A 21678-nucleotide genomic window follows, 5' to 3' on the forward strand; every position below is an offset into this window, starting at 1 on the left:
GTTGAAAATCGGACTATTATAGTTTTACAATATTAATGAAAGGTAAAAATTTGGGTTATAATGAAATATTATTGATAAAATTTATCCGTTGCGGATAAATTTCAATTAAATCAATCTGCCAATCATCGCAAATTTCGTTTGTCAAAATGTAATAATCAATCGCCTTTAAAATTTTGCTCATCTTCGCAGGCGTTACACGGCTAGCAGCGCAGTAATCGCCACTAGTCGCCTTAACCTCGATAAAGTGCAAAATTTCATCTTTTTGCGCGATGATATCAATCTCGCCAAATCGCGAGTGAAAATTTCGCGCGATTATCTTAAATTTATTCTGCTCTAACCACCCAGCCGCCCTATCCTCGGCAGAAAATCCAAAGAGATAATTTTTTAGCCCCATTACTCTTCGATTCTAATCATAAATGGTCGCTGTATGATAAACTCCTGCGCGTCTAGCTCGCCCATAGCACGCTTGACATCGGCCTCTAAGCTCGTGTGAGTGGTGAAAAACAGCGTAACGCACTCTTCGGTTTTTTGCTTTGGTTTTTGCAAAAAGCTATCAATTGAGAGGTTGTTTTCGCTTAATATATTTGTAATTTTAGCCAAAACACCCTTTTCGTCTTTGACGCGAATTCGCAAATAATACTTCGTGCGAATTTCACCCATAGGCGAAATCACAAAATCATTTTCAAGCTCTTTTTTATAGCCTAAAATCGGGCTTTTGTTACCGCGAGCGATATCGATTAGATCGCTTATAACTGCACTTGCCGTAGCCCTACCACCAGCTCCTGGTCCATAAAACATACTCTCGCTCATACAATCCCCAAAAACGCTCACGCCGTTCATTGCCCCGCCGACCTTAGAAAGCATTGCGTTTTGCGGGATTAGGGCTGGATGGACACGAAGCTCGACACGGCTTTCGTCAATGCGTTTTGCAATCGCCAAAAGCTTGATTACATACTCAAATTCATGCGCAAAATATATATCTTCTTTGCTAATCCTATCAATACCTTTAATCAAAATATCCTCAGGCCTACCCTGCGCCCCATAAGCAATGCTAGCTAGGATTAGCAGTTTATGTGCTGCGTCAAATCCGCCTATATCAAAGGTCGGATCAGCCTCAGCATAGCCTAGCTCTTGCGCCTTTTTTAGCGCGTCTTCAAAATTTTCGTTTTTTTGCATCATATTTGTGAGGATATAATTGCTAGTGCCGTTTAATATACCGATGATTTTTTCGATTTTATTCGCACTTAAACCCTCGCGCAAAGCCTTGATTATCGGAATTCCGCCCGCTACGCTAGCTTCGTAACCAAAAGGCGTTGAGCCGGCTAAATTTTCAAGCTCATATCTATGATAAGCCAAAAGTGCCTTATTTGCGGTAACGACAGCCTTTTTGCGTTTTAAAATTTCACTAACTATCTCATAAGGCTTTTCGACCCCGCCCATGAGTTCGACAAAAACATCGATATCATCGCGGTTTATGACTGAATTTAAATCATCACTTAGCGGGATTTTAACACTGCGCTTTTTGCTTAGATCTCGCACCACGCCGATAACTGGCTCGATTTTAACCCCAGCGCGCGCAGTGATTAGCTTTTCGTTTTCGATGAGTATGTTTGCTACCTCGTTACCGACGGTTCCGACGCCTAAAATCGCTACTCTCATTTGACCTCTTTAAGATATTTTTTGATATTTCGCGCTGCTTGGCGGATTCTATTTTCGTTTTCGATAAAGGCAATTCGCACATAATCATCTCCCGCACTTCCAAAGCCAATTCCTGGGCTAACAGCCACGCAAGCCTGCGTTAGAAGCTGTTTTGAAAACTCCATGCTTTTTAATCCAGCGCATTGCGGAGGTAGTTTCGCCCATGCAAACATGCTAGCTTGTGGGGTCGCGATCTCCCAGCCTGCGTTGCCAAAGGCTTCTAGCAAGACATCTCTTCGTTTTTGGTAAGTCGCCCTTATCTCATCAATGCACTCTTGCGGGCCATCGAGTGCAATTGTAGCTGCTACTTGAATTGGAGTAAACATACCATAATCAAACCACGATTTGATCTTTTTAAGCGCGGCAACTAGGCGTTTATTTCCGCACACAAATCCCACGCGCCAGCCAGCCATATTGTAGGTTTTCGATAGCGTGTATGCCTCGACTGCGACATCTTTGGCGCCATCGACCTCAAAGATACTTGGAGTTTTATACCCATCAAAGCTAATCTCAGCATAAGCTATATCGCTGATGATATAAAATCTCTCTTTTTTTGCCATTGCTACAAGGCGCTCGTAAAAGCTCTTTTCGACGGTTACGGTTGTTGGATTGTGCGGGAAATTTACCACAACATATTTTGGTCTAGGGATACTCTCATCAAATGTTTTTTGAAGTTCGATGAAAAATTTATTCTCATCAAATTCCAAAGTTTGCGTATCATAAGGCAAAGGGATTTTCACCACATTTCCGCCTGCGATAATGAAGGCTTGGGTGTGAATCGGATAGGCAGGATCTGGGACTACGGCTACATCGCCAGGGTTGATTATCGCGCTTGTTAAATGCACAAAACCCTCTTTCGAGCCCATTGTCGCGACGATTTCGCTATCAGGATCAAGCATAACGCCGTATTTGCGCTTATACCAGTTAGCACATGCCAAGCGAAGCTTGTAAATGCCCTGACTTACGCTATATCCGTGAGTTTTGTCCTTTTGCGCGCTTTCGCAAAGCTTGTCGATGATGTGCTGTGGCGTGCGGCCGTCTGGGTTACCCATAGAAAAGTCGATTATATCATCGCCCTTGTGGCGTGCTGCCATTTTAATCGCATTGACCTCAGCAAAAACATAATTAGGCAATCGCTCGATTTTGCCAAATCTAATCTCGTCAAACATCTCATCCTCCTATAAGTTTGATTTCTAATCCTTGTTTGATATTTTCCCCAGCAAATGCGTCGCAAAGGTGCATATAATGCGCATTTGGCGGGAATTTAATCTCCAACTCTTTTACTTTTGCCTCACTGATTTTGTTTGAAATTTCATCTAAATTTTTGTCATAAAAGGCTATGTTTGGATACCAAACCTGCGCGCCTTTGGTTTTAATAAGCGCCTTTTTGGTGTTTGCGATATTTATAAAATAGCTACTTTTTAGCTCGTTTTGTTCTTTGTTTGTGAGTAAATTCATACTCTCAAAATTCAGGCGAAACAGCATTACATCACCTAAAATCATAAAATCCTCGACATAAATTTTATGCTTTTTAAGCTCTGCGTAAATCGCGCCAGGATCGATCATGCGGTTTGTGCGCAAAAGTATGCTTCTTAGCTTTTCGCCCTCGTCTAAATTTAGAAAAGCTAAATTTTTGTAATTCTCTAAATTTAGCCTGTCAAAGACCAAATTTAGCGGTTTTAAAAGAAATTTTGAATTTTGCTTTGTTAGAAATTTTATCTCAATCCCGCGCGCCCTATCGCTTGGAGTGAAATTTAAAATTTGGTTTTTTTCTAAAATTTTGCTTATCTTTGTAAGGTCAGCAAAGCCGTTTTTATCGCTCAAATCTTCACTTGCGTTGATATCGTAACGCGCCAAAATTTCGCTAGGGCTCGCACAAAAAGCCAGCCCCAAACAAAACGCGAGCGCGAAAACGATTTTTACCACTTTTTGCCCTTATTTAGCCGAATAAACTCTTCGTTTGAAATTTTGTTTATTTCGCCGTTTTTGATGTGGAGTTTGATTGTGTTTTTCTCGCTAAATTTCACTGGATCGCCCGGTTTTCCTATGTCAAACATACCATGCCCAGTAGCGATTAAAAGCTCGTCGCTAGCACTTAGCGTATAGCTTTCGGTTGTGACAAATTCTCGTTTTTTGCCAGTAGTTAAATTTATTATTCCTAGCCAAATTTTAACATGCGGTGTGAGTTTAAGCTCGTCGCTTGGGCTAAATTTCGCGCTTGTGTTATTATCGCTAGCATTGCTATCACTTGCGTTTGCGTCGCTTGCATTAGCCTCTGCTTTGATGATTTGTATGCTTCGATCTAGCGCATTTGGCGCACTTGCGTTGTAATCGCTGGCGCTATAAGCACTAGCGTTAAATTCCAATGCGCGCGGCGATTCATAAGGCTTGATGCCTACATTTTCTAGCTGTTTTTGCGTATCGCTAACCACGCTATTATCGGAGTATGTGGCGCTAGTTTCTTCATTTAGCATGGAGCCTAAAAATTCATTAAATTTCTTATGAAGCTCGAAATAAAAAATCGCAGCGATTATCAAAAATATCGCCACTAGCCATATTATCCAGCCTCCACCCTCTCTTTTGCTGCCACTTGCACGCGCATAGACCTTTTCGACATGGGCTCTTTTGTTTGGTTCAAAACTAGCCTTTGCAGCCCTAAACTCGCTCAACCACTCGCTCAAATCCAGCCCAAATTCGCGCTCTAAAATTTTAATATATCCAGCGACATTGAAATTCGCAAGTTTTTGAAAATCTTTATCTAAAATCGCTTTTAAATTTTCCACTTCTATATGCGTTGCATTGGCGACCTCGCCTAAATCCATGCCTCGCAAACGCTCTAAATCTAGATCTTTTTTTTCCTTCTCATCCATTTAAAATCCTATCACAAAGTATCGCAAAAGCGGCGCTTACATTTAGCGAATCCCAGCCCTCGCGCATTTTGATCGATACTTTTTTATCACATTTTTTAAGCACTTTTGCAGGGATTCCAAACCCCTCATTTCCCATGACAAGCGCCCTTTTTTTGGCAAATTTAAGCTCTTTGAAATTTTCTCCGTCCGCACTGGCAGCGCAGATTTCAAACCCAGCTTGTTTTAGCTCGTTTAATGCGCCTAGCCCGTCGCTAAGCCTAACTACATTTAGCTCATAGGCTGCGCCCGAACTAGCTCTTAAAATGCCTTCGATGTTTAGATTATTTGCGACAATTATCACGCTATTTGCGCCCAAAGCGTAAGCCGTGCGCATAATCGCGCCGATGTTTCCCACATCGGTCAGCCCGTATAAAACGACCAAAAATTCATCGTTTTTCACACTCGCAAACTCAGCGAATTCAAACTCGCTAACCTCGGCTAAAAAACCTTGATGATTGCCACCATGCGCCAAAGCTTGGGCTTTTTTGCTATCTACGCGCTCGACTTTGACACCAGTGCGCGCAATACAGCGAAAAATATCGCTCTCGCACTCCTTGGCAAGCATAATGCGAACAAATTTTTCGCTATGGTATTCTAAAATATGTAAAAATAATTGTTTTCCGTAAATAATCATTTTGCGATTTTAGCAAAAAATGGTTAAGAGATGCCTTATTTTATCAAATCATTGTAGATTTCTTTGACAGATTTTCCGGTGATTTTGGCGAGCAATTTTGCCTTGATTTTGGGCGAAATTTCGAGGCTTTTAATGTCGTTTTCGCTGATTTTTTCGAAATTTGCCTCTTTTGCACCAGCTACCACCACAGCCCACTCGCCGTTTAAATTCGCGGTTTTTAGAGTGAGGGCCAGCTCTTTTGCGCTGCCAAAAAATTTGGTTTCAAATTTTTTACTCGCTTCTTTTATGGCGAAAATTTGGCGATTTTCGTCTAAATTTTCGATATCGCAAACAAGGCTTAAAATCCGCTTTGGTGATTCGTAAATCACGCATGGATAGGGGTTTTTAAGCATGTTTTCTATGGCGATTTTGCGCTCTTTGCCGGTATTTGGCAAAAAGCCTAAAAAGCAAAATTCCTTCTGCACTATCCCGCTAGCCGCGACTGCTAGCAAAAGCGCGTTTGCCCCGCTTAAAATTTCGTATTCAATGCCGTTATTTTGGGCAAATTTCACAAGCGCAATCCCTGGATCGCTAATGCAAGGCATGCCAGCGTCGCTTAAAAATGCGCAATTTTTTTGGGTGAAATTTAAGGTGTCAAATTTGGCGAAAAATTCGCTTTCGTTGTGCGTGTGAAGCGAATAAAACTCTTTTTGGCCGAAATTTATTTGATATTTTTCGCTAAGTAAGTTTAGAAGTTTTTTACTAAATCTTGTGTCCTCGCAGATAAAAATCTCGCATTTGGTGAGTATTTCAAGGGCATGGGTTGAAATGTCAGCGAGATTTCCTATCGGCGTAGGAACGAAATAAAGCAATTATTTCATTCCGTATTTTTGTTTGAATTTCTCAACACGACCCGCGCTATCTACGATTTTTTCGCTACCTGTAAAAAATGGGTGGCAGTTTGAGCAGATATCTACACGGATTTCTTCTTTGTTTGAGCGTGTTTTAAAAGTGTTGCCACAAGCGCAAGTTACGGTTGTTTCAACATAATTTGGGTGAATATCTTTTTTCATTTTAACTCCTTGCAAATTTTAAAAGGTTGCGATTATACAATAAAATTTTTAAAAAATCAAATTTGACTTTTTTAGAAAATCAACCTTGCGCAAGCAGTCATTATCGCGGTGTTTGAGCGCAAAATATATGGTAAATTTAGCTCGTAAGATTTGCTAAATTTTTTGCGTTCATTTTCGGAAAATCCACCCTCGGGTCCTATAAAAGGAATCTCGTTTTTATCAAAAATCTCCAAACTTTTGCCCTCAAAATCAATCAAAACCGAATTTGGATATTTAGCCAAAAGCTCGTCAGAGCTAGCTAAAATTTCAAGCTCTATAATAGAATTTCGCCCACACTGACACGACGAATTTATCAAAATTCGCCCCATGCGCTCTAAATCCAGCCTAACATTTTTTTGCGAAAAATCGCTATAAACGAAAATGATTTTTGCCACGCCCATTTCATTTAGGCTAGGAAGTGTTTTTTCAATCACGCTTGGCTCGACCACCGCCCAAGCAAGGCAAAATTCGTGCTTTGGCGCGATAACGGAGTTTTTAAAAACCAAATTCGCTACCGCGGTTTTGCGCGAAATTTCGGTAATTTCATAGATATAATTGCCCCCATCGCGCAAATTTCTAAAATCCACTCTATCGCCCACGCTAAGGCGTCTAGCGCGCAAATGCGAAAAATTTTCGCCCAAAATTTCTAAAATTTCGCTTCCTGCGTTTTTGTCATAAAAAAATACCATTATATAAAACTCACTATCAAAATTATCGCAAAAATTGCGCCCAAAATTTTAGCTATTTGCGCGCGATAAATTTCAAATTTTTGCCCCAAAAATGCGCATTTAAGGCGTTTGTATCCCACCGCGCACAGCCCCATTATGCACACTGCGCCTACGCACATTAGCCCCACACTCACGCTCACGCTAGCCATTACTGGCAACATCACAGCCCCAGTTGTTACAATCGCTGCCAAAACAGCGTAATACACAGGCAAAAATTTGCGAATTCTAGCTAAATATTTTCGCCCATTAAAAAGCTTTTTGCGCGCTTTTATCCCTCTTAAATTTCGCAAAGCAGGAAATTTCACGACACCGTTTTTCTCGGCTGAATTTAAAGTGTAAAATTTAATGTTTTTATCGATTTTAAGGCGCGTTAATGCAAAATAAATAATCGTAAGCACGCCAAAGACAAAGGCGAAAAATTTATGAAAGCCTAGCGCGCTAGCAAACATATACTCCATTACTCTACCACTGGTTCTGGCGGGAGTTGCGGGTTGATTTGCGGGAGCGGGTCAGGGTTTGCGATGCTCACATCACTAGGCACCTCGCTAGATACAGGCGGCTTTTCTAGCACCTTTTCTTCCTCTTCTTTGCACCCCGTAAAAAGTGCTAAAACCGCAAAAATACCCAAAATTTTCGCTCTCATTAGCAATCCTTTTCGTAGCTAAATTTCACGCCATTTACGAGCTTTTCAAACATTTTTTTATCTCTCCACTCAGCCATTACGCCTGGGGAAAATTTAATCTCTTCTAGCTCGATTTTGCCCATATTTTCGTTATCGGCGTCTTCTTCGAAGCACTGCGCATAGCCCGTGGAAGTCTCATGCACGATGACGCTATGAAGCCTTACTTCGCGCTCGCCGTTTTTCATTTCGCTTAGTTCTAAAAGTCTGCGAATTAAGATAAAAAATATTCTCGCAAACTGCTCCGCGCTCGCATTTTGCGGGATCTCTATCCAGCGCGCGCTGTATTTTTTCAAATCGTTTTTATACTCATCACTCTCGCCAGAAAATATCGTCGTAGCATGGTCAAAACTATCGATTATATCCCTAATTCCAAGCTTCATATAGCCAAAATCATAGACCATGCCAGCATTATCAAGGTAATTTGAGCTAAGTAAAACCTCGCATTTATACGAGTGCCCATGGATACTCTGTCTGCACCTTTGCGACCCGCAAAAGCGCACTATATGGGCGTTTTCGAACTCATACATTTTTCTGATTATCATACACTTTCCTTATCGTTCCAAATTCTAATATGCGCTCTATCGGAGTAATTATAACCATTTTTTATGCAAAATTTAGCGACAAATTCTGCGTTTTGCTCCAACTCCGCCTTGTTTGCGCCAAGAGGCATACAAAAAACCTCGTTTTCGCACTCTGCTAAAATTTCGCAAATTTCAGCCTCGGCGTCAAATTCAGGCGAAATTACAAATTTATAAAAACTATCTTTTGCATTTTTCTTAATCGCTTTTAAAGCCTCGAAATTTAGCCGTTTTTCGCGCGGTTCGCCCGAATTTGAAAGCTTCGGCGAGATAGCAAAAACGCAATCTTTGTAAAACGGGAATTTTTCAAAATCGATTAAAATCGTGCCGTTTGTTTCGAAATGCACCTGGTAATTTAACCTTTGTAAAATTTGGATAAATTCAATAAAAATTTCGTTTTTGTGGTGCAAAAGTGGCTCTCCGCCGGTGATGACGACGATAACATTTTTATATTTTTTTTCTAATAATTGCTCATAAAATTTTAAGAAAAGTTGGCTTGCGCTAGTGATTTCTTCACTCTCAAAATGCCCCGTCTGCACCGCGCGGATTGTATCGCACCCAACCAAAATTTCGCCAGTTTTAATTGAGCGCGCGCTCACGCCAAATCCAGCGCATTTTAGATTGCACCCTGCAAAGCGCATAAACAGCGCGAGTCTGCCTGAGTATTTGCCCTCGCCCTGGATACTTAAAAAGCTCTCTACTAGGCGCAATCTCAACCACCGGTTTGGTAAAATGCGCGGCTTGAAATTTCGTTTTGAGCGCCGATTTCCCAGCGATTTTTTTCTGGTTTGTTTTCTAAGACCTGCGCTAAAATTTCGCTGGCTTTTGCGATGTCGCCGGCGCGCACAGCCTCTTTTATGCTTAGGGCGTCCTCGAAATACAAACACGGTATCAAATGCCCCTCTGCGCTAAGTCTTAGCCTATTGCAACTAGCGCAAAAATCGTGTTTGTGCGGATCAATTATGCCAAAAGTGTAGCCGTCATCTAACGCATAAAGCGAAGCTGGGGAGGTGGCTTGCTTTTGAAGCGGTGAAATTTGGTATTTTTCGCCGATGATTTTTAAAATTTCATTTGATTTCACGCCCTTTAAATTTTGCGCGTGAGTGTTTTCCATAAACTCTATAAAACGAATTTGCACGCCTCGTTCTTTGGCAAATTCGATTAAATGGCAAATTTCATCATCATTAATCCCGCGCAAAACGACGGTGTTTAGTTTGACTTTCAGCCCCACTTCAAGCGCTGTTTCAAGACCTTCTAAGACATTGTATAAAACGCCCTTTTGAGCGATGTATTTGGCGCGCTCTGGGCGAAGTGAGTCAAGCGACATATTTATGCGTTTTAGCCCAGCCTCAGCTAAATCTTTGGCGTAATTTTTGAGATAATATCCGTTTGTGGTAAGGGCTAAATCGATACTTGGCGCATAATCGCTTATCATTTTGACAAATTTTGCGATATCTCGCCTGATTAGTGGCTCGCCACCTGTGATACGGATCTTTTCTATGCCCTTATCGATTGCGACCTTGACGAAGCTAAACATCTCCTCAAAGCTTAGAAGATTTTCCCTAGGCACCCACTCAAATGGGGTGTTTGGCATGCAGTAACGGCACCTGAAATTGCACTTTTGGGTAACTGAAATTCGCAAATAATTAATATTTCTACCAAATTTGTCGATTAGCATTATAAACCTTAAATTTCTAAATTTCAGCGATTATATATAAATAAAATTCTTTTTGCAAAATTTTATTTTTATATTGATTGGTTTATTTTTTCACGCTTACAAGTAGCTCTTTTAACTGCTCTAAAAGCGGGCGGATTTGTGCCTCGACCCTAGTATCGACCAAAGCCGAAACCCCGCTTAGTCTTTGCTCGATCACCTCATCGATGACATCAGCGACTGCGTTGATATCTAGGCTGGCTACGCCTTTGCCCTCGCCTTCTACCATAGCGTGAAGCTCTTCGAGCTTTTTCTTTAACATATAGTTTTCTTGCATGCTATCGGTGATGACCTGATCGAAGCGTTCGAATTTTTTATCTGTCTGTTTGTCCTTGATAAACATAACGATTAAAATCAAAACTATAACTACACAAAGTCCCAAAATAATAAGCATATTTAAATCCACTTTATCTCCTTAAAACAAACTTATCCAAACAAATATAAAGAATATAATACCCAAATATCCGTTTAAAGTAAAAAACGCTCTATCGATTTTGCTAAAATCTTTTTCGACGATTTTATGCTCTTTGTATAAAATCAGCGCACACACAGCCACGCCGATATAGGCAAATGTGCCTAAATTTGCCAGCGCACAGTATAAAAACCAAAAAATCACACAAATTGCATGAAAAAGCTTCGAAATAAACATCGAAGCCTCTTTGCCATAACGCGACGGTATGCTAAATAGCCCATTTTGCCTATCATACTCCATATCTTGGAGCGAGTAGAGCACATCAAATCCCCCTACCCAAAACACCACGCCCAGACACAGCACCACAGACCAAATCGAAATCGCGCCTGTTACTGCGATATTTCCGGCAATCGGTGCAAGGCCTAGGCAAAGACCTAGCATTAAATGCGCAGTTTCGCTAAATCGCTTGAAATACGAATACGAGCCAAGCGCGATCAAAATCGGCACGCTAAGCCCAAAGGCAAGGCTATTGATAAAATAGGCTACAACCACGAAAATCACGGCATTTAGCGCGATAAAAGCTAGCATATTTTTGCGACCTATGCGCCCATCGACACTTGGGCGAGAAGCGCAACGAGGGTTGTTTCGGTCGATTTCTTCGTCCAAATAGCGATTTACGGCCATTGCGAAGCTTCTAGCACTCACGGCGCACAAAATCCCCAAAACAAAAAGTCCAAAGCCAAACCACATTGAGCCGTTTTGCGCCTTTGAGGCTGTTATCATCGCCACGAAAATAAACGGCAGGGCAAAAACCGAGTGTTTGAAAACTATTAATTCGTTGATATCTTTTAAAATTTGTTTAAATTTTTCCATAGATTCCCTTATTTCGGGCGGTATTTTAGCAAAAATTTGGCAAAAAATCTATTTATAATTAAATTTTTCTATCTTAAATTTGCTAAAATTAGCCCCAAAATTTAATAAAAGGCAAAATTTGAGCGAAATTTTACAACTTGCACTCATCGGCACGACAGCCAGCGGAAAGACGGATTTAGCGCACAAAATCGCCCTAAAAACAGGCGCTGCGATTTTGAGTTTGGACGCACTTTGTGTCTATAAGCTAATCGACATCGCTAGCGCAAAACCCAGCAAAGACGAGCTAGCGCAGGTGCCGTATTTTGGGATAAATTTGATAGAACCAAACGAATATTTTAGCGCGGGCGAGTTTATCAAAGAATACGAAAAAGCGCGCGAATTTGCCGCGCAATCGCAAATTCCACTCATCATCACAGGCGGAAGCGGATTTTACCTAAAATCCATGCTCTCAGGCCTTGCGCCCAAAATCCAAGACGCTCAAATTTTCCCGCAAAATAGCGAAATTTTCGCGCTTGCGCAAAAAATTGATAGTGAGTTTTGCGCCAAATTTAGCGCATTTGATACATTTAGACTGCGCAAATGGTATAGCATTTATGTCGCTACTGGCGAAATTCCAAGCGAATTTTTGCGCAAAAATACTGCCCAGCCCGTGATAAAAAATCTCAAAATTTTTGAAATTTTGCGCGAAAAGGACGAAATCAACGAGCGAATCACACTTCGAACCAAAAAAATGTTTGAAGCGGGAATTTTAGATGAGGCGAAATTTTTGTTTGAGCGATATGGATATGAGTGCAAATCCCTATCCTGCGTGGGTTTGAAGGAGTGCGGGGAGTATTTGCGAGGCGAGATTTCAAGGGCTAGTTGCGAGGAGCTCATCACAATCCACACGCGCCAGCTCGCCAAACGCCAGCGCACATTTAACAAATCGCAGTTTGAGGGCAAAATACACGCCCCAAGCGAAATTTTAGAGAGAGAAATTTTAGAATTTTTGGGTAAAAACGGCTAAATTTGGCACAATCTGTCATTGTAAGAAATATGGCGCAAGCTATGAGCAAAAAAATTTTGTGTCATTGTGAGGCGTGATAACGCCGAAGCAATCTACGAAATAAAAATTCCAAATTTGCAAATTCGCTGTCATTGCGAGAATTTGCGTAGCAAATTCGAAGCAATCTAGGGAAATTTAAATTCAAAATTCTACTTAAATTTAGCATTGAACGATTTTTTTTAAATTTTAGATTGCACCGTGCTTTTCTCGTAAGGGGGAAGGGGGCTTGAATTGCGAGGTCGCGCCCCTTCCCCCTTACAAACCCCCAACCCCCGACGACGCTTTTAAGGTGGCTAAATTTTAAAAAGCGTTGCTTTTTAAAATTTAGCTGGTTTTATTTTACGGAAATGCTTCGCATTTCTCGTAACGCCAAATTTAAAATTTAAATCACATGCCTTAAAACTATAAACATCACCGCGGCTAAAAGCGATGAGGCAGGAAGAGTGATAATCCACGCTAGCCCTATTGGCTTCATCAAAGACCAGTTTGTGTTGCCATTAACCACGCCGATTCCCAAAATCGCACCGATTAGCACATGCGTCGATGAAATCGGAAGCCCTAACACAGAGGCTACCATGACTACGATCGCGCTAGCTAGCTCCGCGCTAAATCCAGAGGCAGGGTGTATCTCGGTCAGATTCGTCCCCACGGTGGCAATTACCTCTTTTCCCACAAACCAAAGCCCCACGATAAGCGCTACGGCGAACATTACCATGATTTGCGGCGGCACAGGGCTATCACCGTTAATCGAACCACTCGCAAGCGTATCAAGTATCGCAGCAAACGGCCCTACGGCGTTTGCGATATCGTTCGAGCCATGCGAAAAGGCAAATCCGCACGCTGTTAAGACCTGCAACCAGCTAAACATCAAAAATGTCGATTTATGCAGATCAGACCTGCGCAAAGTCTTGGCGAAAATAAACATCAAAAGCCAAGTTACCACCGTAACCATGCCGATAATTAGGTAGTTGTGAATATCGCTTAGCCCTAAATCTAAATTTTGCAATCCCTTAAAAATCAGCATAGACGAAACTACAAAAGCCCCAATCCCTGCCACGGCTGGAATTCCAAATTCTAGCGCTCTATGCGATTTTAAGCCCTCTTTTTTCCTATCTAAATTTACGATTTTTTTATAATAATCGCTATCTAGCTCGCTCGGATCAAAATCAGGGTCTTTCATAGCGTAGATATCGTGATTGACAGCCTCTGCGTAGGCGATTTTTTGGATATCATCGAGCGTTTCAAATGTTTTTTTGTGCAGTTTGCGAAGTGCTTTTTTTTCGCGTTTTATGCGATCAATGCGAATTTGCGCGTATTTGTTATAATCCAAAATATAGTGTTTAATCAGCCAAAATACCCCATACGAAATAAGCCCTCCAAGAAGTGGCGAGAGCACCCACGAGCTGGCGATTTTGCCGATTTTGCCCCATTGCACTAAGCTTAGGGCTGAAATTTCAGGATTATTCATCAAAAATCCAAGCGTTACGCCAGAGCCGACAATTCCGCCTACAATCGCGTGTGTGGTCGAAACCGGAAGTCCGTGCTTGCTAGCGAAAAGTAGCCACGCCCCAGCCGCAAAAAGCGCGCTCATCATAATATAAATAAAATCGCTCGGGTGTATGTGAGAGCCACCAAAATCGATAATTCCACTTCTAATCGACGCCGTAACCTCGCCACCAGCGATGATTGCGCCACTTGCTTCAAACACAGCCGCGATACATAGGGCTTGCGTGATAGTCAGCGTCCCGCTTCCCACGCTTGTGCCAAAGCTATTTGCCACATCGTTTCCGCCGATGTTAAACGCCATGAAAACGCCCAAAAATACGGAGATTACGAAGATTAGTTTATTAGCATTTCCTATAAATCCAAAACCCCAAATAAAAAAATATATCATCGCACCAAGAGTTATGCCGATTAAAAGGAGGTTGATTTTTTGTGTTTTCAAAATTTATCCCCAAAAATTTAAAAATAACCTTTCAATTCTACCCTTTATCCATTTAAAAAAAACTAAAAAACGGGGGCAAAATTTATATTGACATTTTTTATCTTTTTTCTTAAATTTTTATGAAAAAGCTTATTTAAAACGCAAAGTAAGATTTTATAAATCATAAAATGATAAAATTAAGCCAAATTTTCAAATTTAAGGTAAAAAATGTCAAGACTTCCAAACGATTCGTCATATTTAGGCATTTTTATTATGTTTATTTTGGCGTTTTGCGTGTTTTCACTCACCGTGAAATTTAGCTCGATTATCAGTAAAAAACTCGCCAATCGCAATGATGAGAGATTGAAAAATGATTTTTACGAAGCAGGCCCAGAGGCCGTAAAACAGCCAAATTCGATAAATTCACACTTTTACATAGTCGCTGTTTTATTTATACTTTTTGATGTTGAGATTATCTTTATGTTTCCGTGGGCTGTGAATTTCAAACTCTTAGGCGCGTTTGGATTTGCCGAGATGATTTTATTCATCGCATTGCTTGGCGTGGGATTTGTTTATGCGTGGAAAAAAGGAGCGCTTTCATGGCAGAGCACAAAATAAACTACACCAAAGAAAATGGCCTTCCTATCGTGCTTACCACTGCCGATAAGCTGATAAATTGGGGCAGGTCAAATTCGCTGTGGGCTATGACCTATGGGCTAGCGTGTTGCGCGATAGAGATGATGGCCGCAGGCGCTGGCAGGTATGATTTCGACAGGTTTGGGACGATTTTTCGCGCCTCAGCCAAACAAGCCGATGTGATGATAATCGCAGGCACGCTTACGAAAAAACACGCCGAATTCACCCGCAGACTATATGACGCGATGCCTGAGCCAAAATGGGTGATTTCAATGGGTTCTTGCGCCAATACAGGCGGTATGTTTAACACATACGCCACGGTTCAGGGCTGCGATAGAGTGGTGCCTGTGGATATTTACCTGCCAGGCTGTGCACCCAGACCAGAGACATTGCAGTTTGCGCTGATGATTTTGCAGAAAAAAATCCGCCGCGAAAGAGCAAATAGAACGCAAAAACCAAAAAGGCTGATTTGATGAGAAAATACACACCAAAGGGCGATAAAAGCGCGAAAAACTACTACAACGATAGATTTTTCGTCCCCAAAAAAAGTGAAAAATTTGACCCGAAAAATTCCAAATTTAGCGATGATTTTGAAAATTTATCAAATTTAGCCAAATTTGAAATTTTAAACGCCTATGTCGAATTCGATACCCTTGTAATTTACACGCAAAAAGATGAAATTTTGTCTGCGCTTCAAGCATGCAAAGAGCTAGGATATGAAATTTTATGCGAGCTAAGCGGGGTTGATTTCATAGCTAAAAGTGGTGGAATCGAGGTCTTTTATCAGCTACTTGACATCGGCAGAGCGCGCCGTATGAGAGCAAAATGCTTCGTAAAAACCGGCGAGTATCTGCCAAGCGCGACAGGTATTTTTAAAAGCGCGAACTGGGCGGAGCGTGAATTATACGATATGATGGGGGTATGGATTGCGAGCCACCCAAATTTAGGGCGAATTTTAATGCCAAATGACTGGTTTGGCCACCCACTTTTAAAATCATATCCGCTCCAAGGCGATGAATTTGCCAAATGGTATGAGGTGGATAAAATTTTCGGGCGCGAAAATAGAGAATTAATCGGCGAGGAAAACCGCGATTCGGCTATGGTTGATGACAAAGATACATTTAATTTCTCGCGCATAAACCACGAGACCCCTTATGGCGAGGCTAGACCGAGCAAAGCTAGCGCGCAAGAATACCAAGAATCTGGCGGAGTGCGCTTTATCAAAAAGGCCAAACGCGGCGCACACAAAATCATAACAGAGAGAAAATAATGCAAAAACCGACCAAACTTAGACCATTTTTCGAAAATGCCGAATTTACGCGCGTTGGGAGCAATATGATACTAAATTTCGGCCCCCAGCACCCTAGCGCGCATGGTCAGCTAAAATTAGTCTTAGAACTCGACGGCGAGCTAATCGTGCGCGCACGCCCAGAGGTTGGCTTCATGCACCGAGGCGTGGAAAAAATGGCAGAAAATATGATTTATAGCGAATTTGTGCCAGTAACTGATCGCATGGATTATATCGCAGCAAGCGCGAATAACTACGGATTTTGCGCTACTGTGGAGAAGCTATGTGATATCGAGGTGCCACGCAGAGCGCAGATCATTCGCACGATTTTATTAGAGTTAAATCGCATTAGCTCTCACCTGCTTTTTTTGGGCACGCACGCCCTAGATATCGGGGCTATGAGCGTATTTTTATACTGCTTTCGCTCGCGCGAGCATGTATTGGATCTCATAGAAAAATACTGCGGCGCAAGGCTAACACACAACAGCATAAAAATCGGTGGCGTTTTTGTGGATTTGCCTGAGCTTTGGTGCGAGGAAATGCTTAGCTTTTGCGATGATTTCCCAAATGATATTAAAGAATTTGAAGATTTGCTAGATAATAATAGAATTTGGCTTTTGCGCACCCAAGATGTCGGTGTAATCTCCAAAGAAGACGCCCTAAATTTGGGCTGTTCTGGCGTCATGCTAAGGGCTAGCGGACATAAATGGGATATCAGAAAAGAGGAGCCTTATCTCATATACGACGAGCTAGACTTCGATGTGCCTTACGCGAACGCCGGGGATTGCTACGCTAGGTATAAATGCTATATCGCCGAAATGAAGGAAAGTCTTAAAATTTTGCGCCAGTGTGCGGGGCTGTATAAAAGCTCGCCAGCTGGAATTTTAGCCGATAATCCGGAATTCATAAGCCCTAGCAAAGAGCAGATTATGACGCAAAACTACTCGCTCATGCAACATTTCGTTTTGATTACGCAAGGGCTAAAACCCCCTGCTGGCGAGATTTATCACGCTACCGAGACCCCAAAGGGCGAGCTTGGATACTACATTTACTCCACAGGGGATTCGCGCCCGTATCGGCTCAAAGTGCGCACGCCTAGCTTTTGGCACTGCGCGCTGTATGAGGAGATACTGCCAGGCCACTACCTAGCCGACGCAGCCGCGATAATCGGTAGTTCAAACATACTTCTTGGCGAGGTGGATCGATGAAACGATACGATTTGCGCCATTTACGGGGAAATTTCCTAAACCGCATGGGGGAAATTTTGAAAAACTCTGCCCCAAACGAGACTATGATTTTTATCTTTGAAATGGGCGAATTCGACCAAATCAAAGCCAGTGCAAACCTCGTGGAAGGGCTAAATTCGACACTTTTAAACTCACTTAGATACAACCAAGCTGACTGGATGATAGTCGCTAGAAAAGGAAAAAAATGAAAATACTAAATTGCGCTTCGTTGCTAAGATTGCAAGCACCAAATTTATGGGAAAAATTTAAAAATGATGAAATTTTAACCCTTTCTGCTCTGCAAGATGAGGGCTATGAAAATTTAATCAAATGCGAAATCGGCGCACAGGGCTATGTTTTGGCGCTTTTGTGTATGAGTTTGCCAAATTTGGACGCCACACAAAAGGCGTTTTTTGAGGATTTAGACGACGCGTTTATGAGCGCAGAGAGCAATGTCGGAGACGAGGAAATCGAGGTTTTGAGCGAATTTTTGAGTGGTTGCGAAATCCTCATTATAGATGACGCTCTTATCGACACTCACAGCGATAAAGCAAATATCCAAACATTTTTATCGCTTTTGCAAGATGAGTATAAATTTAAAATTTTGCGCCTAAATGGCGAGGAATTTTGCCCGCAAAAGCAAAATTTAACCGAGCTAAAAGAGCTTGAAAGCTTCGACGGTGCCGTGGTTTTCAAACACAGCCTCGACGATAAATTCGTCGGTGGGGCGTATTTTAGCATGGTCGCAAAGATCAAAGACGGCGATATGTGCGAGATAAGCACGCCAAATTTTAGCGTAAAACGCAAATTTGAATTAGACGCAAATTTAAAAGGCACGGTCGCAAGACTTGGTTTTGGGGGAGAAAATTTTAGTGGCTATGACTTCGAAATAGCCAAAATAAGCAGGATTTAATGGCAAAAATTACAATTGACGGGCAAATTTGCGAATTTAGCGAAGGGCAGAGCATTTTAGAAATCGCGCGCGAAAACGGGATTTATATCCCGACTCTATGCTACCTGCATGGCGCGTCGCCCACGCTAGCGTGCAGGCTGTGTATGGTCGAAGCCGATGAAAAGGTAGTATATAGCTGTAACGCCAAGGCAAAAGAGGGCATGAGCGTGATCACAAACTCGCCAAATTTAAGCAAAGAGCGCAACGCCATAATGCAGGTTTATTGTATAAATCACCCATTGGAGTGCGGTGTATGCGATAAAAGTGGCGAGTGCGAATTGCAAAACCTAACCCAGCAAATGCGCGTTAGCACTCAATCTTTCGCCGTGGTTGATAGCGCGAAAAAGGTAGAGGATTGGGGGTTTTTGAGCTACGATCCTAGCCTTTGCATTGTGTGTGAGCGCTGCATAAAAACCGCCAAAGATCGCCTAGGATTTGACGCCTTTAAACTAGTAGCACGCCAGGGCGAGCCACTAAGTCCAAATTTAAAAGACAGCATGCCAAAAGACGCCTACGCCGTGCTAAATAAAATGCAAAAAAGCCTAATCGCGCGCGTTAGCGATGATGATGATTGCGTAAATTACGGCGAGTGCGCGGCCGCATGCCCTACTGGCGCGCTAATCGTGAGTGCCTTTAAATACAGCTCAAATGCTTGGGAGCTTCGCAAAATACCAGCCTCCAACCCGCACACGAGCGATTGCGAACTGCTTTTTTACGAGGTAAAACGCAAATCCATAAGCGAGAGTGGCGAGAAAATTTACCGCGTAAGTAGCGATATAAATTTTGCCCCTCTTCACGCTGGGGCGCGCTTTGGCTGGGATTTTTCGAACGAAAACGCGGTTAAAAATGAAGCCAAATTTAACGAAATTGTAGAAAAAATAAAAACTGGCGTTATCAAAAATATCAAATTTAACAGCTTCATTACAAACGAGGAAGCGCGAATTTTAGAGCTTTTGCGCGAAAGATTTGACTTAAATTTGATAAATTACGAGGCCAAAAGATATCAAGATTTTTTGCGAAATTTTAGCGAATATAGCGGTATGAAATTATACAGCGGGAGCGAACAAGCCGTGCGAAATAGCGATTTTATCGTGTGTGCGGGCAGTTTTTTGCGCTCGGACGCGCCAAATTTGGCCTACGCGCTAAATAACGCCCTAAAAGTGCGAAAATCGCGCGCTCTGTATTTTCACGCCGTGCGCGATAGCGGGCTAGACGCATTTGGCAAAAATCTCATCTCATGCCAGCACAAGGCGGGTTTGGAAGCGCAAATTTTGCTATGGATTTTGCAAAATTTTGGCGCGCAAATGCCAGAGTGGCTGGATAAAAAACTGGGCGCAAATTTTGAAATTTCAGGCGAAAATAAAGTTTCAAATTTCGCAAAAAACCTAAATTTAGACGAAAACGCCCTCCGCGAAATTTGCCAAAACGCCCAAAATCCCGCCCTAATCATCGGCGAGGATTTTATCAAACACCCACGCTCAAACACCATTGCAAAACTGCTTGGCATGATTGAGCGATACACGAATTTTAGCGTCTTAATCATACCGCCTCGCACAAACAGCCTTGGCGTGGCGCTAATCTGCAACCTTGGCGAAAAGGGAGCTGGCGAGATTTTAGGATACAACGAGGACGGCGATTTTAAATTTGGTGTGAGTGAAGCGAATTTACACGCGCCTAGCCTAGTGCAACAAGAGGGCACATTTACTAACTACGACAAGCGCGTAGTGCCGACAAATGCGGCATTGGCATACGGTGGATACGAGCTAAACGATATCGCAAACGCCCTTGGCGTTAATGCCTCTTTCGCGATTTCATACACGCCAAATTTGGGCGAGTATTTCAAAAAAATCAAATTTGATGATTTAGAGAATTTTTATGACAACTGCGGGGAAAATCACCGCGGATACGCTCTGCAAAACCGCCAAATTTCGCCAAATGCTAATAAATTTGACATTTTTGTTTCAGATGAGATTTGCGCTAAAAATGGCGAAATTTTAATCTATGAAGCAAACCCGCTTCACCAGTTTAACGCCTTTACCGGCATTAGCGCAGCTCTTGGCGAAAGTGGCGCGATATTTATGCACCCACAAATCGCACAAGAGCTAAATTTAGCTCTAAACGATATAGTAAAAATCGAGTGTGAGGGCGAAAAAATCGTAGTCAAAGTCAAATTTGACAATGAATTTTGCGGAATTTATTTGCCGTATTTTGACGCAAAAATCCCTACGCAAAATATTTTTGTAAATTCGCGCTACAAAGCCGTAAAAATCGAAAAAATCGGAGGCAATAATGAGTGAGTTTGCCTTAAATTTCGCATTTACCTTTGCCAAATGTCTAATCATCATCGCTCTAATCGCCACAATGGCGGGCTTTGCGACATATATCGAGCGCAAGGTCATCGCCTATATGCAGCGCCGATTAGGTCCTGCTATCGTGGGGCCAGCTGGCGTGCTTCAAGTCGTAGCCGATATGATTAAACTAATCACCAAAGAAGATACGATTCCAACGCATGCAAATAAGTTTCTTTATAAAATTTCGCCGATTATATCAGCGGCAGCTGCGCTTGTGGCTATTAGTGTGGTGCCACTTTTGCCCGAATTTAGCCTTTTTGGGCATACTATTCGCCCGATTATCGCTGATATAAATGTCGCGCTTTTGTTTTTGCTTGGAGCTAGTGCTGCTGGCGTTTATGGGCTAGTGATTGGAGGTTTGGCAAGCTATAATAAATACGGCCTAATCGGCTCATTTCGCGCATTTTTGCAGCTAATTAGCTTTGAGGTTATTAATGCTTTAAGCCTAATTCCGATTATTATGATTGTGGGCTCACTCTCGCTAATTGATATCGTAAATACCCAAAGTGGCGGTATTGAGAAGTGGTTCGTGTGGAAAGAGCCAGTATGCTTCGCGCTATTTTTAATCGCTTCGTTTGTGGAGTGTAACCGCACGCCACTTTGCCTTACCGAGAACGAAACCGAGCTTTTAGCAGGGGCTAGCACAGCGTATTCTGGGCTAAGGGGCGGTATGTTTTTCATCGGCGAATACGCCAATATGATAACTTACTCTATCGTAATCTCGCTCATATTTTTTGGCGGATACAATAGCTTTTGGTTTATTCCTGGCTGGGTGATGATAGCCCTTAAAGCGGGCTTTTTCTTCTTTTTGTTTTTATGGAGCAGAGCGGCATTTCCGCACCTGCGCCCAGACCAGCTAATGGCGCTTTGTTGGAAGGTTTGCATGCCACTAGCGCTACTTAGTATTTTAATCACTGGCATTGTGATTTTATAGGAA

The 21678-nt window shown here is 42.2% G+C and carries 26 protein-coding genes; 9 read left to right on the forward strand and 17 right to left on the reverse strand.

Annotated elements, in window-relative coordinates; genetic code table 11:
• Positions 1–55: 55 nt before the first annotated feature.
• The 16 genes from OFO01_RS01535 to mqnP form a co-directional block, all read right to left on the reverse strand.
• Complete coding sequence (locus OFO01_RS01535) at positions 56–394, reverse strand: YraN family protein (protein WP_270858421.1); 339 nt, start codon at positions 392–394, stop codon at positions 56–58.
• Positions 394–1659, reverse strand: a complete 1266-nt coding sequence (locus OFO01_RS01540) for a homoserine dehydrogenase (RefSeq protein ID WP_270858422.1) — start codon at positions 1657–1659, stop codon at positions 394–396. Before OFO01_RS01540 ends, OFO01_RS01535 begins: the two co-directional genes overlap by 1 nt.
• Positions 1656–2867, reverse strand: coding sequence for an LL-diaminopimelate aminotransferase (locus OFO01_RS01545; RefSeq protein WP_270858423.1), 1212 nt, complete (start codon positions 2865–2867; stop codon positions 1656–1658). The genes OFO01_RS01540 and OFO01_RS01545 overlap by 4 nt, the downstream gene beginning before the upstream one ends.
• Before the next feature lies 1 nt (position 2868).
• On the reverse strand, positions 2869–3624 hold the full coding sequence (locus OFO01_RS01550; RefSeq protein WP_270858424.1) for a hypothetical protein: 756 nt from the start codon (positions 3622–3624) through the stop codon (positions 2869–2871).
• A complete protein-coding gene (locus OFO01_RS01555) occupies positions 3618–4568 on the reverse strand; it encodes a helix-turn-helix domain-containing protein (RefSeq protein ID WP_270858425.1) in 951 nt (316 codons plus the stop codon). Before OFO01_RS01555 ends, OFO01_RS01550 begins: the two co-directional genes overlap by 7 nt.
• Positions 4561–5241, reverse strand: coding sequence for a 23S rRNA (guanosine(2251)-2'-O)-methyltransferase RlmB (gene rlmB / locus OFO01_RS01560; protein ID WP_270858426.1), 681 nt, complete (start codon positions 5239–5241; stop codon positions 4561–4563). Before rlmB ends, OFO01_RS01555 begins: the two co-directional genes overlap by 8 nt.
• A 35-nt stretch (positions 5242–5276) precedes the next feature.
• Entirely contained in the window at positions 5277–6092 is an 816-nt protein-coding gene (rsmI, locus tag OFO01_RS01565) for a 16S rRNA (cytidine(1402)-2'-O)-methyltransferase (protein ID WP_270858427.1), read from the reverse strand.
• The gene (rpmE, locus tag OFO01_RS01570) at positions 6093–6293 is read right to left on the reverse strand and encodes a 50S ribosomal protein L31 (RefSeq protein WP_270858428.1); all 201 of its coding nucleotides are present in this window, start codon (positions 6291–6293) and stop codon (positions 6093–6095) included.
• A 71-nt stretch (positions 6294–6364) separates the two neighbouring features.
• A complete protein-coding gene (locus OFO01_RS01575) occupies positions 6365–7021 on the reverse strand; it encodes a 16S rRNA (uracil(1498)-N(3))-methyltransferase (protein ID WP_270858429.1) in 657 nt (218 codons plus the stop codon).
• Positions 7021–7518 (reverse strand): hypothetical protein, encoded by a 498-nt coding sequence (locus tag OFO01_RS01580; RefSeq protein WP_270858430.1) that lies wholly within the window; start codon positions 7516–7518, stop codon positions 7021–7023. The genes OFO01_RS01575 and OFO01_RS01580 overlap by 1 nt, the downstream gene beginning before the upstream one ends.
• The gene (locus OFO01_RS01585; RefSeq protein ID WP_270858431.1) at positions 7518–7703 is read right to left on the reverse strand and encodes a hypothetical protein; all 186 of its coding nucleotides are present in this window, start codon (positions 7701–7703) and stop codon (positions 7518–7520) included. Before OFO01_RS01585 ends, OFO01_RS01580 begins: the two co-directional genes overlap by 1 nt.
• Positions 7703–8284 (reverse strand): 6-pyruvoyl trahydropterin synthase family protein, encoded by a 582-nt coding sequence (locus OFO01_RS01590; protein ID WP_270858432.1) that lies wholly within the window; start codon positions 8282–8284, stop codon positions 7703–7705. The genes OFO01_RS01585 and OFO01_RS01590 overlap by 1 nt, the downstream gene beginning before the upstream one ends.
• The gene (locus OFO01_RS01595; RefSeq protein WP_270858743.1) at positions 8281–9030 is read right to left on the reverse strand and encodes a 7-carboxy-7-deazaguanine synthase QueE; all 750 of its coding nucleotides are present in this window, start codon (positions 9028–9030) and stop codon (positions 8281–8283) included. Before OFO01_RS01595 ends, OFO01_RS01590 begins: the two co-directional genes overlap by 4 nt.
• 2 nt (positions 9031–9032) lie before the next feature.
• Positions 9033–9998: a GTP 3',8-cyclase MoaA gene (gene moaA, locus OFO01_RS01600; RefSeq protein WP_270858433.1), complete on the reverse strand. Its 966-nt coding sequence runs from the start codon at positions 9996–9998 to the stop codon at positions 9033–9035.
• 82 nt (positions 9999–10080) lie between these two features.
• Positions 10081–10440, reverse strand: a complete 360-nt coding sequence (locus OFO01_RS01605; protein WP_270858434.1) for a hypothetical protein — start codon at positions 10438–10440, stop codon at positions 10081–10083.
• Positions 10441–10449: 9 nt separating this feature from the next.
• Positions 10450–11319, reverse strand: coding sequence for a menaquinone biosynthesis prenyltransferase MqnP (gene mqnP, locus OFO01_RS01610; protein WP_270858435.1), 870 nt, complete (start codon positions 11317–11319; stop codon positions 10450–10452).
• Positions 11320–11446: 127 nt separating this feature from the next.
• On the opposite strand from mqnP, the gene miaA reads away from it, so the two are divergent.
• Positions 11447–12325 carry a tRNA (adenosine(37)-N6)-dimethylallyltransferase MiaA gene (miaA, locus tag OFO01_RS01615; RefSeq protein ID WP_270858744.1) on the forward strand — a complete coding sequence of 293 codons (879 nt, stop codon included), beginning with the start codon at positions 11447–11449 and terminating at the stop codon, positions 12323–12325.
• Positions 12326–12746: 421 nt separating this feature from the next.
• On the opposite strand, the gene OFO01_RS01620 is transcribed toward miaA, so the two are convergent.
• Positions 12747–14309 (reverse strand): inorganic phosphate transporter, encoded by a 1563-nt coding sequence (locus tag OFO01_RS01620; RefSeq protein ID WP_270858436.1) that lies wholly within the window; start codon positions 14307–14309, stop codon positions 12747–12749.
• Between the two features lie 207 nt (positions 14310–14516).
• On the opposite strand from OFO01_RS01620, the gene OFO01_RS01625 reads away from it, so the two are divergent.
• From OFO01_RS01625 to nuoH, 8 genes are read left to right on the forward strand one after another with little or no spacing between them, the layout of a single operon-like run.
• Positions 14517–14906 (forward strand): NAD(P)H-quinone oxidoreductase subunit 3, encoded by a 390-nt coding sequence (locus tag OFO01_RS01625; RefSeq protein ID WP_270858437.1) that lies wholly within the window; start codon positions 14517–14519, stop codon positions 14904–14906.
• On the forward strand, positions 14888–15397 hold the full coding sequence (locus OFO01_RS01630; protein WP_270858438.1) for a NuoB/complex I 20 kDa subunit family protein: 510 nt from the start codon (positions 14888–14890) through the stop codon (positions 15395–15397). The genes OFO01_RS01625 and OFO01_RS01630 overlap by 19 nt, the downstream gene beginning before the upstream one ends.
• Entirely contained in the window at positions 15397–16194 is a 798-nt protein-coding gene (locus tag OFO01_RS01635; protein WP_270858439.1) for an NADH-quinone oxidoreductase subunit C, read from the forward strand. The genes OFO01_RS01630 and OFO01_RS01635 overlap by 1 nt, the downstream gene beginning before the upstream one ends.
• Positions 16194–17420 (forward strand): NADH dehydrogenase (quinone) subunit D, encoded by a 1227-nt coding sequence (nuoD, locus tag OFO01_RS01640; protein ID WP_270858440.1) that lies wholly within the window; start codon positions 16194–16196, stop codon positions 17418–17420. The genes OFO01_RS01635 and nuoD overlap by 1 nt, the downstream gene beginning before the upstream one ends.
• Positions 17417–17647, forward strand: a complete 231-nt coding sequence (locus OFO01_RS01645) for an NADH-ubiquinone oxidoreductase subunit E family protein (protein ID WP_270858441.1) — start codon at positions 17417–17419, stop codon at positions 17645–17647. Before nuoD ends, OFO01_RS01645 begins: the two co-directional genes overlap by 4 nt.
• Positions 17644–18351, forward strand: coding sequence for a hypothetical protein (locus OFO01_RS01650; RefSeq protein WP_270858442.1), 708 nt, complete (start codon positions 17644–17646; stop codon positions 18349–18351). The genes OFO01_RS01645 and OFO01_RS01650 overlap by 4 nt, the downstream gene beginning before the upstream one ends.
• Positions 18351–20687 (forward strand): NADH-quinone oxidoreductase subunit G, encoded by a 2337-nt coding sequence (locus OFO01_RS01655; protein ID WP_270858443.1) that lies wholly within the window; start codon positions 18351–18353, stop codon positions 20685–20687. Before OFO01_RS01650 ends, OFO01_RS01655 begins: the two co-directional genes overlap by 1 nt.
• On the forward strand, positions 20680–21675 hold the full coding sequence (gene nuoH, locus OFO01_RS01660; RefSeq protein WP_270858444.1) for an NADH-quinone oxidoreductase subunit NuoH: 996 nt from the start codon (positions 20680–20682) through the stop codon (positions 21673–21675). Before OFO01_RS01655 ends, nuoH begins: the two co-directional genes overlap by 8 nt.
• The last annotated feature ends 3 nt before the right edge of the window (positions 21676–21678 follow it).

The sequence above is a fragment of the Campylobacter sp. JMF_01 NE2 genome, assembly GCF_027737365.1.
Taxonomy (GTDB): domain Bacteria; phylum Campylobacterota; class Campylobacteria; order Campylobacterales; family Campylobacteraceae; genus Campylobacter_B.

What these genes read in the sequence shown, in the direction of transcription:
- OFO01_RS01535 (WP_270858421.1), bottom strand. Translation starts at nt 394, where the DNA reads ATGGGGCTAAAAAATTATCTCTTTGGATTTTCTGCCGAGGATAGGGCG.
- OFO01_RS01540 (WP_270858422.1), bottom strand. Translation starts at nt 1,659, where the DNA reads ATGAGAGTAGCGATTTTAGGCGTCGGAACCGTCGGTAACGAGGTAGCA.
- OFO01_RS01545 (WP_270858423.1), bottom strand. Translation starts at nt 2,867, where the DNA reads ATGTTTGACGAGATTAGATTTGGCAAAATCGAGCGATTGCCTAATTAT.
- OFO01_RS01555 (WP_270858425.1), bottom strand. Translation starts at nt 4,568, where the DNA reads ATGGATGAGAAGGAAAAAAAAGATCTAGATTTAGAGCGTTTGCGAGGC.
- rlmB (WP_270858426.1), bottom strand. Translation starts at nt 5,241, where the DNA reads ATGATTATTTACGGAAAACAATTATTTTTACATATTTTAGAATACCAT.
- rpmE (WP_270858428.1), bottom strand. Translation starts at nt 6,293, where the DNA reads ATGAAAAAAGATATTCACCCAAATTATGTTGAAACAACCGTAACTTGC.
- OFO01_RS01575 (WP_270858429.1), bottom strand. Translation starts at nt 7,021, where the DNA reads ATGGTATTTTTTTATGACAAAAACGCAGGAAGCGAAATTTTAGAAATT.
- OFO01_RS01580 (WP_270858430.1), bottom strand. Translation starts at nt 7,518, where the DNA reads ATGGAGTATATGTTTGCTAGCGCGCTAGGCTTTCATAAATTTTTCGCC.
- OFO01_RS01585 (WP_270858431.1), bottom strand. Translation starts at nt 7,703, where the DNA reads ATGAGAGCGAAAATTTTGGGTATTTTTGCGGTTTTAGCACTTTTTACG.
- OFO01_RS01590 (WP_270858432.1), bottom strand. Translation starts at nt 8,284, where the DNA reads ATGATAATCAGAAAAATGTATGAGTTCGAAAACGCCCATATAGTGCGC.
- moaA (WP_270858433.1), bottom strand. Translation starts at nt 9,998, where the DNA reads ATGCTAATCGACAAATTTGGTAGAAATATTAATTATTTGCGAATTTCA.
- mqnP (WP_270858435.1), bottom strand. Translation starts at nt 11,319, where the DNA reads ATGGAAAAATTTAAACAAATTTTAAAAGATATCAACGAATTAATAGTT.
- OFO01_RS01625 (WP_270858437.1), top strand. Translation starts at nt 14,517, where the DNA reads ATGTCAAGACTTCCAAACGATTCGTCATATTTAGGCATTTTTATTATG.
- OFO01_RS01630 (WP_270858438.1), top strand. Translation starts at nt 14,888, where the DNA reads ATGGCAGAGCACAAAATAAACTACACCAAAGAAAATGGCCTTCCTATC.
- OFO01_RS01635 (WP_270858439.1), top strand. Translation starts at nt 15,397, where the DNA reads ATGAGAAAATACACACCAAAGGGCGATAAAAGCGCGAAAAACTACTAC.
- nuoD (WP_270858440.1), top strand. Translation starts at nt 16,194, where the DNA reads ATGCAAAAACCGACCAAACTTAGACCATTTTTCGAAAATGCCGAATTT.
- OFO01_RS01645 (WP_270858441.1), top strand. Translation starts at nt 17,417, where the DNA reads ATGAAACGATACGATTTGCGCCATTTACGGGGAAATTTCCTAAACCGC.
- OFO01_RS01650 (WP_270858442.1), top strand. Translation starts at nt 17,644, where the DNA reads ATGAAAATACTAAATTGCGCTTCGTTGCTAAGATTGCAAGCACCAAAT.
- OFO01_RS01655 (WP_270858443.1), top strand. Translation starts at nt 18,351, where the DNA reads ATGGCAAAAATTACAATTGACGGGCAAATTTGCGAATTTAGCGAAGGG.
- nuoH (WP_270858444.1), top strand. Translation starts at nt 20,680, where the DNA reads ATGAGTGAGTTTGCCTTAAATTTCGCATTTACCTTTGCCAAATGTCTA.